We start from the raw sequence: 15,243 nt of genomic DNA, 5'->3' as shown, positions 1-15,243 counted from the left end.
GGGCAGGGCATGTTGGGCACATCGGCGGAGGTGATGGTGCGATGGCGGGATTCCGGAGTCTGGCCTACCAGGTGCGCGACGCGCGCAATGACCGGGCCTTGCGGCGCCATTCGCTGCGCCGTTGCCTGGAGCGGTTCGCGCCCTATGGGCACCGGGCCACGTGGTGGCACCTGTGCGACCGGCACGGGATCGCCCCCGAGGACCGGGGGGCGGATCCGCTGCGGCTGGTCGCCGCGCTGGAGGAGCTGGAGGACGCGCGGGCGGTCTGGCTGGAGTACGAGCGCCAGTTCGCGGAGCGGCGTCGGCGGGAGAAGCACGACGGGCTGCGCCGGCCGGAGTGGGCGTGGGGCGGGAGCGGGGACGCGGTGGTGCGGTGCGCGGATCCGGGCGTGCGGCCGGAGGGGGCGCTGGGCGAGGTGCTGCGGCGGCTGGTCCGGGCGCTGGAGTCGGAGCCCGGGACGGCGTGCCCGGTCTGCGGGGACACCGAACTGCGGTGGCCGGCCGTGACGCCGATGGGTCCGTGGGAAGGCGCCTGGGCCTGGGACGGGCCGGTGTGCGCGGGCTGCGGGATCGTCGTGCCGAGACCGGCGCTGGCGGAGACGCCCGCGGCGGGGGCGGCGTGAGGACCTTGCTGCTGGCGTCGGTGAACGGCGCCCGGAGCGCTGCCGACGGCCCGGCCGTGCCGGTGTCGCCGGCGGATCTGACGGAGTCGGCGCTGGCGGCGGTGGCCGCCGGTGCCGGGGAGGTGCTGGTGCACCCGCGGACCCCGTGCGGGCGGGAGAGCCTCTCGCCGCGGGTGGTGGGGCCGGTGCTGGCGGCGATGCGGGGCGCGGGGGTCCACGTACCGCTGTCGGTGCCCGCGGGCATCGGGGCCGAGCCCGATCCGGCGGGGCGACTGGAGCGGGTGCGTTCGTGGACGGTGCTGCCGGACCGGGCGGTGGTGCACTTCGGGGAGCCGGGGGCCGGGGAGCTGGGGCGGGCTCTGCTGGAGCGCGGGGTTTCGGTGGACGCGGTGGTGCCGGTGGGCGGACCGGCCGGCCCGGAGCCGATGGCACGGTTCATGGCCTGGCCGGTGCGCGATCCCGGACGGGTCCGGCTCGCGGTCGAGCTCGCGGCGGCCGATCCGGCGCTGGTGGCGGGGCTGCGCGGGCTGCCTCCGGCGGCGGTCCTGGTGTACGGGCGGGAGGCGGCCGCCTGGCCGGTGCTGCGGCTGGCCGCGCGCTGCGGAACGGTTGCGCGCACCGGCGTGGGCGACGTACTGCACCTGCCGGACGGGCGGCCGGCGCGGTCGACCGCCGAACTGGTGGCGGCGGCCCGGGAACTGACACCGCGGGGCGCGGCCGCCTCGGCGGCTACAGCCGCGAACCGGTGAGGCGTTCGCCGAAGACGTCGTCGGGGTTGGACAGGGCGCAGGTCTTCATCGAGAGACAGCCGCAGCCGATGCAGTCCGTGAGGTGGTCGCGCAGCCGGCCGAGCCGCATGATCCGCTCGTCGAGCTCGGCGCGCCAGGCCTCGGAGAGGCGGGCCCAGTCCTCGCGGGTGGGGGTGCGTTCCTCGGGGAGCTGGGCCAGGGCGTCGCGGATGCTGGCCAGCGGGATGCCGACGCGCTGGGCGGCGCGCACGAAGGCGACGCGGCGCAGCGCGTCACGGGTGTAGCGGCGCTGGTTGCCGGAGGTGCGGCGGCTGCTGATCAGGCCCTTGGCCTCGTAGAAGTGAAGTGCGGAGACGGCCGCGCCGCTACGGGCGGACAGCTGGCCGACGGTGAGCTCGTGGACTTTCTCGGGAATCTGCGGCACCCGGCCGAGGGTAGTCGGAGGTCCGTTGACATACACATGCGGTCCCAGCATGCTGAGCAAGCGCTTATTCGCCCGCTGCTGGTCCATCACTTGCCGGTCAGTCGTCCGTCATTCGTCCGTCATTCGTCCGTCAGTCGTTGTCAGTCGTCCGTCAGTCGCCGTGAGAGGCAGGAACAGGGCATGTCCGAGCCGAGGGTCTTCACGTCCGCCGAGGAACTGCGCGCCGGGATCGGCGCGCCACTCCGTCCCAGCGAGTGGCTGGAGGTGGACCAGAAGCGGATCGACCTCTTCGCGGACGCCACGGGCGATCATCAGTGGATCCACGTGGACCCGGAGCGGGCAGCGGGCGGACCCTTCGGTTCCACCATCGCGCACGGCTATCTGACGCTGTCCCTGCTGCCCGTCCTGGTGCCGCAGATCATGCGGGTCGAGGGTATGAAGATGGGTCTCAACTACGGGACGAACAAGGTCCGTTTCCCCGCGCCGGTGCCGGTCGGCTCGCGACTGCGCGCCACGGCCGCGATCACGGAGGTCACGGAGGCGGGCGGGGGCGTGCAGGTCACGGCCACCGTGACGGTCGAACGCGAGGGCGGCGACAAGCCGGTGTGCGTGGCCGAGTCGGTGTCCCGCTACTACTTCTGACGGACGGGCCGCTCCCGGCCGACTACTGCAGGGGGCCTGCTTCCGGCGGACTACTTCCGGGGGCGGGGCCGCGCGGCCACCATGCGGAGCACGAGGTCGGCGTAGAGCCCGCCGACCTCGTCGGGCGTGCGCTGCCCGGCCACGTTGAACCAGCGGGCCACGTCGATGCACAGCGACAGCACCGCGAGGGTGGTGCCCGGCACGTCCGGGACGTCGAACTCCCCCGCCGCGACCCCGTCGGCGAGGATCCGGCGGACGGCGGCATCGCTCTGCCGGCGCAGTGCCACGATCTCGGAGCGGTGCTCCGGAGCGAGAGCGTCGAGCTCGTACTGGACCACGCGCGCGGTGGTGTGGTGCGCCGCGTGCCACCGCACGAAGGACCGTACGGCGGCGTCGAGCCGCTCGGCGGCGCAGCCGGGGCCCTCGGCCGCGGTGGTCAGGATCTCCAGCGCCTTGTCGTGGCCGATCCGGCTGATCCGGTGGAGCAGCTCTTCCTTGGTCTTGTAGTGGATGTAGAGCGCGGCCGGGCTCATGCCGGCCCGGCCCGCGATGTCACGTGTGGTGGTGGCGTGGTACCCGCGCTCGGCGAAGGCCTCGACGGCGGCCACGAGCAGCCGCCGTGCGGCGTCGGGCGTGACCTCGGACCACGGCCGGTATCCGCCGACCGTCTCCTCCGCGCTGTCCATCGCTCGCTCACCTCTTCGCCGTGTGGAAGTGAACACCCTACCGGAGGGTGAGCAAGCGCTTAGTGCGGCCAGGCCGACTACTTCGGCGCGAAGGGGTCGTACTCGGCCATGATCTTCTCCATCCTGGCCTGATCCACCCTGCTGACGATCTGCGTGACCTCCTGGCGGTCGCGGATCACCTTGGCGAGGGTGAAGGCCGAGGTGGTGAGGTAGAGGACCGCGATGCCGAGGAAGGCACGGACCCAGCCGTTCGCCTCCAGGTTGTAGATCCCCACGGACACCGCGCCGATGGCGATGCCGAAGGAGGCGACGGCCTGGCCGTAGTACGCCCCCGTGCTCTGCTGCTTGACCGGTGTCTCGTTCATGGGTCGAGCATCGGGCGCGGCGGGCGCGGACACATCCGCACGCGTACTCATGCGGGTACTCATCCGGCCCGCCCGGCCGGGGCTCAGAAGGCGGAAACCCCGGTGCGGGCACGGCCGATGAGCAGCTTCTGGATCTGGCTGGTGCCCTCGTACAGGGTCATCACGCGCGCGTCGCGCAGCAGTTTGCCGGCCGGGTACTCGTCGATGTAGCCGTAGCCTCCGTGCACCTGGAGGGCGTTGCTCGCGGCGCGCACGGCGGCCTCGGAGGCGAAGAGCTTGGCGGTGGAGGACTCGGTGGCGAAGGGCTGACCGCGGTCGATGAGGTCCGCGACCCGCCAGGTCAGCAGCCGGGCCGCGTCCACGTCGACGGAGATGTCGGCGATCAGCTCCTGCACCAGCTGGTGGTGGGCGATCGGCTTGCCGAACTGCTCGCGCTGGGCGGCGTACGAGACGGCCGCGTCCAGGGCCGCCTGGGCGATGCCGACGCAGCCGGCGGCGACCGACATCCGGCCCTTGGCGAGGGCGGACATGGCGACCGAGAAGCCCTTGCCCTCGGGGCCGAGCATCGCGGAGGCGGGGACGCGGACGCCGTCGAGGGCGAGCTCGGCGGTGGCCTGGCCGCGCAGGCCCAGCTTGCCGTGGATCTCGCGGCGGGTCAGGCCGGGCGTGTCGGTGGGGACGAGGAAGGCGGATATCCCGCGGTGGCCGGGCTCGTCGCCGGTGCGGGCGAAGAGCAGCACCACATCGGCCCAGGTGCCGTTGGTGATGAACATCTTGCTGCCGCTGATGACGTACGCGTCGCCCTCGCGCACGGCGCGGGTGGTGAGGGCGCCCGCGTCGGAGCCGGTGCCGGGCTCGGTCAGGCCGAAGCAGCCGAGCGCCTCGCCGGAGCAGAGGCGGGGCAGCCAGGCGTGCTTCTGCTCCTCGGTCCCCCACGCGGCGAGGGTCTTGGCGACGAGGCCGAGGGAGACGGAGACGATCCCGCGCACGGCGGAGTCGCCGCGTCCGAGCTCCTCGGTGACGAGGACGTAGGCGAGGTGGTCGCCGCCGGAGCCGCCGTACTCCTCGGGAACGGTCAGGCCGAGGAAGCCGAGGTCGCCGAGTTTCTTGACGATGGACCGATCGACGCTCTCGGCGCGGTCCCACGCCGCCGCGTACGGGATGACCTCGCGCTCGGTGAACTCGCGGGCGAGCCGGCGTACGGCGCTCTGCTCCTCGCTCAGCTCCAGGTTCACCGGGCACCTCCGGGCGTCTCGTCCGGGGCGTTTAACTAGCACCGGTAGTTTATGGCGGCCAGGCCCTACTATGTGGCGCATGGCCAGACCGCGCAAGCCCCTCCTCAGCCGCGACCGCATCGTCGAGGCGGCCGGCGCGCTGGTGGACGCGGAGGGGCTGGAGGCGGTGTCGACGCGGCGGCTGGCGGCCGCGCTCGGCGTCAGCGGGCCCTCGCTCTACAACCACTTCCGCACCAAGGACGAGATCCTGGACGCGGTGGCGGACTCGGTGAGCGCACGGGTCGACTTGTCGATGTTCGACGGCGGCCGGGACTGGCGGGCCTCCCTGCACGCGTGGGCGCACTCGTACCGCGACGCCCTGGCGGACCATCCGAACATCGTGCCGGTGCTGGCCCGCGGGCCGGGCCGCCGCCCGGCCGGACTGCGGCTGGCGGACGCGGTGTTCGGCGCGATGACGGCGGCCGGCTGGCCGCCGGCGCAGGCGACCCGGATCGGCGCGCTGATGCGGTACTTCATCCTGGGCTCCGCCGTGGGCTCCTTCGCCCGGGGCTTCGTGGACGACCGCACCGCGTACGACCCGGCCGACTACCCCCACCTGGGCCAGGCCCACCTGCTGGCCGAGCGGCAGCGCGAGGTGGACGAGGGCGCCTTCGAGACGGGCCTGGCGGCACTGCTGGACGGCCTGGCCCTCCAGTACGAGGCGTTGGAGGAGACCGCGTAACACCTCAGCGCGGCGGCGCCGGCGGCGGTACGGCTAGAAGACGACCAGGGAGCGGCCGCCCTTGCCCGCCAGCATGGCGTCGAAGGCGGCCGGGATGCCGTCGAGGGTGATGCGGTCGGTGACCAGGGCGCCGAGGTCGAGGCGGCCCGCGCGGACGTGCTCGGCGATCACCGGCAGGTCGCGGGCGGGGTCGCTGTTGCCGTAGACGCAGCCCGTGAGGGTGCGGGCGAAGTGGAAGATCTCCAGGGCGTGGAAGGTGACCTGCTGGTCCTTGCCGCCGATGCCGACGACCGTGGTCCGGCCGCCGCGGCGGGTGGACTCCCAGGCTCCGCGGATGGTCTCGGCCCGGCCGACGCACTCGACGGCGACGTCCGCGCCCTGCCCGCCGGTGAGCGCGCGGATCTGCTGGGCGGTGGTGTCGGAGGCGAGCACGAACTCGGTGGCCCCGGCCGCGCGGGCCAGTTCCTCCTTGGCCGGGGACACGTCGACGGCGATGACCGGGCCCGCCTGCGCGATCCGGGCGGCCTGGAGGGCGGCCAGGCCGACCCCGCCGACACCGAAGACGGCCACCGACTCGCCGGGCCGGACCTGGGCACTGTGGTGGACGGCCCCGTAGCCGGTGAGGACGGCGCAGCCGAGCAGGGCGGCCTCGGCCAGCGGGATCCCGGCGGGCGCGGGCAGCACGCAGTTGGCCGCGACGACGGTCTCCTCGGCGAAGGCGGCCACGTTCAGCCCGGGGTGCAGCTCGGTGCCCTGCGCGTCGTGCGCGTAGACCGCCCCGACCCCGCTGAGCGCCTTGGCGCAGAGCCAGACCTCACCGATGGTGCAGTGGTGGCACTCCCCGCAGGACGGGGCCCAGTTGAGCACCACGCCGTCGCCGGGCGCGACGTGCGTGACGCCCTCGCCGACGGCGAGGACCGTGCCCGCGCCCTCGTGGCCGAGGACGGCGGGCATGGGGACCCGCATGGTGCCGTTGGTGAGGGAGAGGTCGGAGTGGCAGACCCCGGCTGCGGCGAGCCGTACGCGGACCTGCCCGGGACCGGGATCGGGCAGCACGATCTCCCGTATCTCCAGCGGGGCTCCGACGGCGGGCAGGATGGCGGCGCGGACCATGGTCGTCGTCTCGTCTTTCCGGTGCTGGGGAGGGTGGACGGGAGGGTGGAGGGGCGGAGAACTCTGCGGTGTCGCGGGATCAGAACTGCAGGGACTTGGTCTGGAGGTACTCCGCCAGGCCGTGGGGGCCCAGCTCGCGGCCGACGCCCGACTGCTTGTAGCCGCCGAAGGGTGCGAGGATGTTGTAGCGGCCGCCGTTGATGTCCACCTGTCCGGTGTCCATGCGGCGGGCGAAGGCCGCAGCTGTCTCCTCGTCCGCGGCCCAGACGGCGCCGCCGAGGCCGTAGACGGTGCCGTTGGCGATGCGCAGGGCCTCCTCCTCGTCCTCGTAGGCGAGGATCGACAGCACGGGGCCGAAGATCTCCTCCTGGGCGATGGTCATGTCGGGCGTGACGTCGGCGAACACGGTGGGGGCCACGAAGTAGCCCTGCTCGTGAGGCGCGTCCGGCCCGCCCGCGACGAGGCGCGCGCCTTCCTCCACGCCCTTGGCGATGAAGCCGCGGACGCGTTCGTGCTGCTTCGCGTTGACGACCGGGCCGATGCGGGTGCCGGCCTCGCGGGGATCGCCGGTGGGGTAGTCGGCGACGGCGGCGGCCGCGAGCGAGACGGCCTCCTCGTACTGGTCCCGGTGGACGAGCATCCGGGTGAGCGCGTTGCAGCTCTGGCCGGTGTTGTTCATGACGTGGCCGACGCCTGCCGCGACGGCCTTGGCCAGGTCGGCCCCGGGCAGGATGACATTGGCCGATTTGCCGCCGAGTTCGAGGGCGACGCGCTTGACGGCGGCGCCGGCCGTGGCGCCGATCTTCCTGCCGACGGCGGTCGAGCCGGTGAAGGAGACGAAGTCGACCCCCTCGTGCGCGGCCAGCGCCTGCCCGGCGACCGGACCGGTACCGGTCACCAGGTTGAAGACTCCGGCCGGGATCCCCGCGTCGTGCACGGCCTGGGCGAAGAGCTGTGCGGTCAGCGGGGTGTCCTCGGCCGGCTTGAGGACGAGGGTGCAGCCGGCGGCGAGAGCGGGCGCCACCTTTGCAACGACTTGGTACAGCGGATAGTTCCAAGGCGTGATGGCCCCGACGACACCGACCGGCTCCAGCAGGACGGTGGAGTTCCCAATGCGCTCCTCGAAGGCGTACGAGGCGGCCATCTCCGCGAAGGAGGCGGTGACGGCGATCGACCCTCCGACGTGGACCGCCTTCGCGAAGGGGAGCGGGGCGCCGAGTTCGGCGGTGACGGTCTCGGTCAACTCACCCTTGCGGGCCTGCAGTGCGTCGCGGAGCGCCCCGATCAGGGCGGCGCGCTCGACCGCAGGCGTGGCCGCCCAGCCGGGCAGGGCCGCACGGGCCGCGCGTACGGCCGCGTCCACGTCCTCGGCGGTGCCGGCCGGGACCTCGGCGATGACCTGGCCGTCGGCCGGATTGACGACCTCGATGCGGTCGGCTCCGACGGCGGGCCGCCACGCGCCGTCGATGTACATCCCGTCCTGGGCCTTCATGGCATTCCTCCCGAGTACGTACGCGTCTGCGCGTGGATCCGACCTCCCCGACACCCTACAAACTAGCGGCGGTAGTTTTGCTCGGCCAGGGGTGGCCCGGGGTCAGATGATGCCGAAAAGCATCCCCGCCGCGAGGACGACGAGAGAGGTCAGAGCCGCCCATTTCACGGTGAAACGGGTGTGGTCGCCGAACTCGACCTTGGCCATGCCGACGAGGACGTAGACGGCCGGAACCAGCGGGCTGGACATGTGCAGCGCCTGGCCGACGAGGGAGGCGCGGGCGATCTCCAGCGGGGAGACCCCGTGGGCGGCGCCGGCCTCGGCGAGGACGGGCAGGACGCCGAAGTAGAAGCCGTCGTTGGACATGAAGTAGGTGAGCGGCAGGCTGAGCAGCCCGGTGACCAGCGCCATGTGCGGGCCCATGCCCTCGGGGATGGCGCCGACGAGCCAGTCGGCCATGTGCTTGACCATGCCGGTGCCGGTCAGGACCCCGGTGAAGACGGCGGCGGCGAAGACCATGCCGGCGACGTTGAGGACGTTGTCGGCGTGGGCGGCGATGCGGGCCTTCTGATCGGGCATGTGCGGGAAGTTGACGGTGAGCGCGAGGGCGGCGCCGAGCAGGAACAGCACCGGGATGGGCAGCAACTCCGTGATCATCGCGGTGAGGAGCGCGACGGTGAGACCGGCGTTGAACCAGTAGAGGCCCGGGCGCAGGGTGGGGCGCTGCGGGTCGAGGCCCTGGAAGCCGTCGCCGTCGCCGTCACCGGGTGCGGCGGCGGACCCGGGAGCCTCCGCGGACTCGGCACCGGAAGCGGAACCGGGACCGGAAGCGGGACCGGCACCGGACTCCGGGCCTGAGCCGGCGGGGGCGGCGGCGCCGCCGGTGGTGCGGAGCCCCAAGCCGGCCGCGACGAGGGCTGCGGACTCCGGCTCCTCCCCGTGCCCTGACTCCTGCTGCGGCGTCGGCTCCGACTCCGCCGCCCCGCCGGGGAGGACCAGGAGGCCGACCCGGCGGCGTTCCTTCACGCCGAGGACGTACGCCAGGACGAACACGAAGAGCAGGCCCGCCGCGAGGGCCGGGATCATCGGGACGAAGATGTCGGCGGCGTCGAGCTTGAGGGCGGTGGCGGCGCGGGCCGTGGGGCCGCCCCAGGGCAGGGTGTTCATGACGCCGTTGGCCGTGGCCGCGACGCCCGTCATGACCACGAGGCTCAGGCCGAGCCGCTTGTACAGCGGGTACATGGCCGAGACGGTGATCATGAAGGTGGTCGATCCGTCGCCGTCGAGCGAGACGATCGCGGCGAGGACGGCCGTACCGACCACCACCCGCATCGGGTCCGCCTTGCAGAAGCGCAGGATGCCGCGCACGATCGGGTCGAAGAGGCCGACGTCGATCATCACGCCGAAGTAGACGATGGCGAACATCAGCATGGCGGCGGTCGGCGCGAGCTTGCCGACACCGTCGATGACGTAGTCGCCGAGGTGTGCGCCCTTGCCGGCGAACACGCAGAAGAGTGCGGGGATGAGGACGAGGGCCGCGATGGGCGACATTTTCTTCATCATGATCAGGACGAGGAAGGTCGCGATCATGGCGAAGCCGAGGAAGGTCAGCATGGGGGGAAGGTAGGTGCCGCCTCCTGGGGCCAACAAGACGTCTGCGCGTGAGCAATACGAGCAAAACCCCAGCTCAGGGCAGGGGTGTGAGCTCGACGGGGAAGCCGTTGAGCACGGCCGTGCCGGACAGCCTGTCGAGTCGGGTGCCGTTGAGCAGCTGGTTGACGTTGGCGCCGGGCACCGAGGCGGCCACGGCGAGGCGGGTGCCCGCGCGGTCGTGACCCCAGCCGTGCGGAAGGCTCACCACACCGGTGCGGACGGCGTCGGTGACCTCCACCGGCACCTCCAGGCTCCCTCCCTCGGCGGTGATCCGGGCCCGGCCGCCGTCGGTGAGGCCCAGCCGGCCGGCGTCCTGCGGGTGGATCTGGAGGGTGCAGCGGTTGGAACCTCCGGTGAGGGCCGGGACGTTGTGCAACCAGCTGTTGTTGGACCGCAGGTGGCGGCGGCCCACGAGCACCAGGGCGGCGGGGCGGTCGGCGAGCGCCGCGCGCAGCCTGGGGAGCTCGGCCGCGATCGGGTCCGGGAGCAGCTCGATCCTGCCGCTGCGGGTCCTCAGCACGCCCGGGAGCCGGGGCCGCAGCGGGCCCAGGTCGATGCCGTGCGGGTGCGCGAGCAGCCGCTCCAGGCTGAGCTGTCCCTCGGCCGCCGCGCCGAACCGGTCCCCGTACGGCCCGAGTCGGAGCATGAGGTCGAGCCGGCGCTCGGGGCCGCTCTCGCCGGTGAGGAGGCCGGCGAGGCGCGCCGGGTCCTGCCCGTGGAGGGGCGAGCCCGGGTCGGCGGTCTCCTTGGCCAGGGCGCCTTGGACTGCCAGTTCGTCGACGGCCTCCGGTCCGGCCGATCCGTGCATGCCGGAGACGGCCAGGACGAGGCGCGCGTGGATCTCGCACTCGTCGAGGCGGCCGGCTTCGAGCGGGACGGCGGCGCGCGTGTAGCGGACCTGATTGCGGACGGCGAAGCCGTTGAAGGCGAAATCGTGGTGGGCGCTCTGTGAGGGCGGCGGCGGGGGCAGGATGACGTGGGCGTGGCGTGAGGTCTCGTTCAGGTACGGGTCGACCGAGACCATGAAGTCGAGGCCGGCCAGTGCCCGGTCGAGCCGGTCGCCGTCGGGTGCGGACAGGACCGGATTCGCGGCGATGGCGATCAGGGCGCGGATCCGCCCCTCCCCCGGGGTCTCGATCTCCTCGGCCAGGGCGGCGGTGGGCAGTTCGCTCTTGACCTCGGGGTGACCGCTGACCCGGCTGTGCCAGCGGCCGATGACGAACCCCTTGCCGGGCCCGGCGGGGCGGGGCCGCGGGCCGGCGGCCGGGAGCGGGAAGAGCGCTCCGCCCGGCCTGTCGAGGTTGCCGGTGAGGATGTTCAGCACGTCGACCAGCCAGCTGGCCGGCGTGCCGTACTCGACGGTGCAGCTGCCGATCCGCCCGTAGACGGCGGCGGTCGGCGCGGCCGCGAGCTCGCGGGCGAGGGTGCGGATCTCGTCGGCCGGGAGGTCGCAGGCGGGGGCCACGGCCTCAGGAGTGAAACTCCCGAGGGCGGCCTCGAGTTCCCCGAGTCCCTCGGTCCATTCTTCGAGCGCGCCGGGGGCGGCGAGCTTCTCGGTGAGCAGGGTGTGCGCGAGGGCGGCGAGCAGCAGGGCGTCGCTGCCGGGGCGCGGCGCGAGGTGGCGGTCGGCGAGCGCGGCGGTCCGGGTACGGCGCGGGTCGACGACGACCAGGGTGCCGCCGCGGGCGCGCAGCGCCTTGAGCTTGCCGGGGAAGTCGGGGGCGGTGCACAGGGAGCCGTTGGACTCGATGGGATTGGCGCCCAGGAGCAGCAGGAAGTCGGTCCTGTCGAGGTCGGGGACCGGGATGGCGAAGGGGTCGCCGAAGAGCAGCCCGCTGGAGACGTGCTTGGGCATCTGGTCGAGCGTGCTGGCGGTGAACAGGTTGCGGGTGCCCAGGGCCTTGAGGAGCAGCGGCGGGTAGAGGGCGCCGGCCATGGTGTGGACGTTCGGGTTGCCGAGTACCACGCCGACCGACTGGGCACCGTACTCCCGCACGAGTGGGGGGACGGCGGCGGCGATGGCGTCGTAGGCCTCCTCCCAGGTGGCCTCCCGCAGTCGGCCGTCGCGCCGGACGAGCGGGGTGCGGAGCCGGTCCGGGTCGGCGTCGAGCTGTCCGAAGGCGGCGCCCTTGGGGCAGATGAAGCCCTTGCTGAACACGTCGTCGCGGTCACCGCGGGCGCCGGTGACGGCGGCGCCTTCGATGGTCAGGGTGAGGCCGCAGGTGGCTTCGCAGAGGGGGCAGATGCGCAGGGCGGTGCGGGGCATGGGCCCTCCATGGGCGGCAGGCTGCGGCACGGGCACGCGGGGAGCACCGAGCATACCGACCGGTAGGGAGGGAGGGGAGGGGAAGCGGGGCCCGGGAAGCGGGGCCCGGGAAGCGGGGCCCGGGAAGCGGGGCCCGGGAAGCGGGGCCCGGGAAGCGGGGCCCGGGAAGCGGGAAGCGGGAAGCGGGAAGCGGGCCCGGGAAGCGGGAAGCGGAGGGCGGGATCAGTCCAGTACGCGGGCGAGGTACGCCTGCATCATCGCGCGGGTCTCGGCGACGATGTCGGGATCACCGGCCGGGTCGGTCCGGAAGGCCAGTTGGATGAGGGCGTCGGTGGCCTCGACGGCGACGAGGACCGCCCGCTCCAGTGCGGCGTCGGGAGTCAGGCCGAGGTGCGTGGAGAGCAGTTCGGTCAGACGGGCGGCGACCTGGTGGTTGGGGTCGGCCTCCGGGCCCTCGGCCGGCGGCGCGGGGACGCCGAAGTCGACGAGCGCGAAGCCGGGAACGCTGCGCTTCATCGCCAGGTACTCGTCCAGTACGACGTCCACGACGGGCCGCCAGTCGGTGGCGGGGAGGCCGGCGAGCCGGTCCGCGATGCCGTCGGCGTAGCGGTCCAGGTTGCGGTGGGCGAGGGCGATCGCCATGGCCCGCTTGTTGCCGAAGAAGCGGTAGACGGAACCGATCGGCACTCCGGCGCGCAGGGCGACGGCGCGGGTGCTGAGGTTCTCGTACCCGGTCTCGTCCAGCAGCTCGGCGCAGGCGTCGAGGATCCGGGCGAGCCGGTCGGCGCTGCGCTGCTGGACGGGTGTACGGCGCAGTGAGTGGGCGGGAGGCACGGGGTCCATCATGCCGCTCCTCGCTTCCGGGGTCGGCAGGGGCCCTAGTTCAGCAGGAGGCTGAGACCTCCGACCGTATACGTGATCATCAGCGCCAGCAGCGGCAGCTGGCCGGCCACCGCCTTCGCGGGCGGGAAGAGGCGTACGGAGCGGTCGTGGGCGGCGACGACGCCGAGCACGTGACCGGTGACGACGGCGACGACCTGGAGGGCGGCGAGGGGGCCGGGACCCAGTGGTGGGGCGGGTTCGGGGGCGTTGTCAGTGCCCAGTGCCATGCTTACTGTGCGTGGTCCTTCGACTACCAGGAGGGAGAAGTAGTGGGCGATGAGATAACCGAGTGCGATCGGTACGAGTGAGTGCGCGAAGGCGGTGAGCGGGCCGGGGTGCGGACCGCTGACGAGGCGGGTGGCGGCCGCGCACAGGCAGTACAGGGTGGCGACGAGGGCGATGGAGGCGAGCAGTCCGAGCGTGGCCGCGGGGGTGCGGCCGAGGGGGGAGGTCTGTAGGGCGTTGATCCAGGAGGGGTTGTCGGAGAAGCCGTCATAGGCGGTGGAGCCGAGCAGGACGCAGACGGTGGCGACGAGTCCGGGCCGCTCGGGCGTCGCGTCGAGTCCGTGGAAGGGGTTGCGGAGAACGAGGCGGCCGTCGGCGCGACGGCCGAGGGGCGAGAACCGGGCGAGGAGGGCGGAGTACGCCTCGAAGGCGTCTCCGTCGTCGAACCAGCGCTCGCCGAAGCGGGCCGCGAGCAGCAGCTGGGCGGTGGCGTAGGTGGTGAGGGCGATCAGGAGGGTGGTGGTGGATGCGGGATCGGGAGCGACGAGTTCGAGCCAGGTGAAGCCGAACAGCCCGGCGGCGGCGGGCCATTGGCCCAGCCGGGCGGGGAGGGGGCGGTCGGGGCCGCAGCGGCGCAGGGCCCGGGAGAGCAGGCGGTGCAGGGTGCGGAGCGGGTTGAGCAGGCGCCAGACGGGGCCGAGGAGGAGGGAGGCGGGGACGAGTCCGACCCAGAGGAGGACGTAGACGGCGCCAGGAGCGGGGTTGTGCGCGGGGTCGTCGGGACCGAGGAGGAGGTGGAGCAGGACGGCGAGTGCGGCGGCGAGCCCCAGTCCGCGCAGGGTGATTCGGGTGGCCGGCGCGTCGGCCACCCGCTGGAGGCCGGCGGGCAGGGCGAGCCCCGAGCGCTCGCCGCGGAAGCGGGAGGTGGACCAGAGGAGGCCGAGCGCGAGGAAGGAGACGAACAGCGCGGCGAAGGCACCGGCGAAGGCGTAGAAGGCAGAGATCGGGAGATCGTGCTGGGAGCCGATCCCGTGGGCGAGCACGGCGAATGGATCGGTCGGGTGAAGGACCACGCCCTGACCGACGCCGCCACCGCCGATGCCGCCACCGTCGCCTATGCCCGACGCGTCGGCGCCCGGCCCTCCGATGCCGAAGCCGACGGGGCCGGACGCGCCGATGCTGGACCCGACGGGGCTCACCGCCGCCCCGCCGGGGTCTGCGACCCACCGCCGCCCGGTGGGGTCATCGGACGAGGAGTTGGGTCAGGACAAGGTGGGACTCGTGGGTCTCGACCTCGAAGAGGCCCGTGCGGTCTGCCGTCAGGTTCAGGGTGGCCTCCTGGCCTGCCGGCAGGGCGAGCTCCTTGTCGTATCCGTGGACGTGCAGGGTGTCCGCGCGGTCACTCGTGACGCGCAGGGCGACGCGCTCCCCGCGCCGCAGCTCGGTGCGGGCGGGGGCGGGGCTGACCTTGCCGTCCCGGACGGTGACGGTGACGGCCCGGTCGGCCTGCTGCGGGTCGGAGGGCTTCGTCGCGGCCTCGGTCTCCCCGTGGCTGTGGCCCGCGGAGGCGCCCGGGGCGGTGGCGGTGAGCTGGGCCGCGGCCTCCACCGGCTTGCCGGACACCGCCCAGGCGGTGTGGTCGTCCGCGTAGAGGCGGACGGTCAGGGTGTGCGCGCCCTCGGGGACCTGCGCGGCGGGCAGGTGGAACCACGGGCCGTACAGCCGGGCGACCTTGCGTCCGTCGAGCTCCAGGTGGGCGTGGCCGGCGCCCGGGAGGGCGGCGCCGCCGGTGCTGTCGGGGGTGAAGCGGTAGTTCTTCACCGTCACTTGGAGGTTCCAGCCGTCCTCGGAGTCCGGGCGGACCGTCAGCTGGACCTCCGGCGCGCCCTGGGCCGGGACCTCGCGGAGCCGGTGGCCGGCGCCGTCGTCCGTGGGGAGCAGGGTGCCCACGTTGCCGGAGGCCTGCTCGTGGCTGGTGCCGGGCTTGTGGTGGGTGGTGGCCCGCCCGCCGCAGCCCGTCGCCGCGCCGCACGCCAGGAGCAGGGCGAGCGCGAGCAGGGCCGCCCTGCGGGCGGCTCGGCGGGTCCTGCGGGCCGCGCGGGGCGGCGTACAGCGGGCGTCGCACCGGATCTCGTCGTCGGGGCGGCCGGTCACGGCTGGCCTCCTG

The 15,243-nt window shown here is 73.5% G+C and carries 15 protein-coding genes; 4 read left to right on the top strand and 11 right to left on the bottom strand.

The annotated features are described in order from the left end of the window. The first annotated feature begins 41 nt into the window (after positions 1 to 41). Positions 42 to 623 carry a hypothetical protein gene (locus tag IF88_RS0131795; protein ID WP_030720283.1) on the top strand — a complete coding sequence of 194 codons (582 nt, stop codon included), beginning with the start codon at positions 42 to 44 and terminating at the stop codon, positions 621 to 623. Then, positions 620 to 1,372 carry a 3-keto-5-aminohexanoate cleavage protein gene (locus IF88_RS0131790; RefSeq protein WP_324617218.1) on the top strand — a complete coding sequence of 251 codons (753 nt, stop codon included), beginning with the start codon at positions 620 to 622 and terminating at the stop codon, positions 1,370 to 1,372. The genes IF88_RS0131795 and IF88_RS0131790 overlap by 4 nt, the downstream gene beginning before the upstream one ends. Here the strand turns inward: IF88_RS0131790 and soxR are convergent. Then, complete coding sequence (gene soxR, locus IF88_RS0131785; protein WP_030720278.1) at positions 1,353 to 1,796, bottom strand: redox-sensitive transcriptional activator SoxR; 444 nt, start codon at positions 1,794 to 1,796, stop codon at positions 1,353 to 1,355. The genes IF88_RS0131790 and soxR overlap by 20 nt on opposite strands. A 180-nt stretch (positions 1,797 to 1,976) precedes the next feature. On the opposite strand from soxR, the gene IF88_RS0131780 reads away from it, so the two are divergent. Then, positions 1,977 to 2,438, top strand: coding sequence for a MaoC family dehydratase (locus IF88_RS0131780; RefSeq protein WP_030720275.1), 462 nt, complete (start codon positions 1,977 to 1,979; stop codon positions 2,436 to 2,438). A gap of 50 nt (positions 2,439 to 2,488) precedes the next feature. Here IF88_RS0131780 and IF88_RS0131775 read toward each other — a convergent pair whose 3' ends face one another. From IF88_RS0131775 to IF88_RS0131765, 3 genes are all read right to left on the bottom strand, one after another. After that, complete coding sequence (locus IF88_RS0131775) at positions 2,489 to 3,124, bottom strand: TetR/AcrR family transcriptional regulator (protein ID WP_030720272.1); 636 nt, start codon at positions 3,122 to 3,124, stop codon at positions 2,489 to 2,491. A gap of 77 nt (positions 3,125 to 3,201) precedes the next feature. Then, the gene (locus IF88_RS0131770) at positions 3,202 to 3,489 is read right to left on the bottom strand and encodes a YiaA/YiaB family inner membrane protein (RefSeq protein ID WP_030720269.1); all 288 of its coding nucleotides are present in this window, start codon (positions 3,487 to 3,489) and stop codon (positions 3,202 to 3,204) included. A gap of 83 nt (positions 3,490 to 3,572) precedes the next feature. Beyond that, positions 3,573 to 4,724, bottom strand: a complete 1,152-nt coding sequence (locus IF88_RS0131765; RefSeq protein ID WP_030720267.1) for an acyl-CoA dehydrogenase family protein — start codon at positions 4,722 to 4,724, stop codon at positions 3,573 to 3,575. Between the two features lie 79 nt (positions 4,725 to 4,803). On the opposite strand from IF88_RS0131765, the gene IF88_RS0131760 reads away from it, so the two are divergent. Next, complete coding sequence (locus IF88_RS0131760) at positions 4,804 to 5,445, top strand: TetR/AcrR family transcriptional regulator (protein ID WP_199808165.1); 642 nt, start codon at positions 4,804 to 4,806, stop codon at positions 5,443 to 5,445. Between the two features lie 33 nt (positions 5,446 to 5,478). Here the strand turns inward: IF88_RS0131760 and IF88_RS0131755 are convergent, their stop codons facing one another. The 7 genes from IF88_RS0131755 to IF88_RS0131725 form a co-directional block, all read right to left on the bottom strand. Next, positions 5,479 to 6,558, bottom strand: coding sequence for a Zn-dependent alcohol dehydrogenase (locus IF88_RS0131755; RefSeq protein WP_030720261.1), 1,080 nt, complete (start codon positions 6,556 to 6,558; stop codon positions 5,479 to 5,481). 79 nt (positions 6,559 to 6,637) lie between these two features. After that, positions 6,638 to 8,050 carry an aldehyde dehydrogenase family protein gene (locus IF88_RS0131750; protein ID WP_030720258.1) on the bottom strand — a complete coding sequence of 471 codons (1,413 nt, stop codon included), beginning with the start codon at positions 8,048 to 8,050 and terminating at the stop codon, positions 6,638 to 6,640. A 102-nt stretch (positions 8,051 to 8,152) separates the two neighbouring features. Beyond that, positions 8,153 to 9,664: a CitMHS family transporter gene (locus IF88_RS0131745; protein WP_030720254.1), complete on the bottom strand. Its 1,512-nt coding sequence runs from the start codon at positions 9,662 to 9,664 to the stop codon at positions 8,153 to 8,155. Between the two features lie 73 nt (positions 9,665 to 9,737). Continuing rightward, positions 9,738 to 11,969, bottom strand: coding sequence for a molybdopterin oxidoreductase family protein (locus tag IF88_RS0131740; RefSeq protein WP_030720253.1), 2,232 nt, complete (start codon positions 11,967 to 11,969; stop codon positions 9,738 to 9,740). Between the two features lie 222 nt (positions 11,970 to 12,191). Then, a complete protein-coding gene (locus IF88_RS0131735) occupies positions 12,192 to 12,812 on the bottom strand; it encodes a TetR/AcrR family transcriptional regulator (protein ID WP_030720251.1) in 621 nt (206 codons plus the stop codon). Positions 12,813 to 12,847: 35 nt separating this feature from the next. After that, positions 12,848 to 14,149: a hypothetical protein gene (locus IF88_RS0131730; protein WP_030720250.1), complete on the bottom strand. Its 1,302-nt coding sequence runs from the start codon at positions 14,147 to 14,149 to the stop codon at positions 12,848 to 12,850. Positions 14,150 to 14,318: 169 nt separating this feature from the next. Next, positions 14,319 to 15,134, bottom strand: coding sequence for a hypothetical protein (locus tag IF88_RS0131725; protein WP_030720248.1), 816 nt, complete (start codon positions 15,132 to 15,134; stop codon positions 14,319 to 14,321). Between the last annotated feature and the right edge of the window lie 109 nt (positions 15,135 to 15,243).

The sequence above is a fragment of the Streptomyces sp. NRRL F-2580 genome (genome assembly GCF_000720115.1).
Lineage (GTDB): Bacteria > Actinomycetota > Actinomycetes > Streptomycetales > Streptomycetaceae > Streptomyces.
Note: the sequence above shows the minus strand (reverse complement) of the source record. Positions and strands in the feature narration are given on the sequence as shown.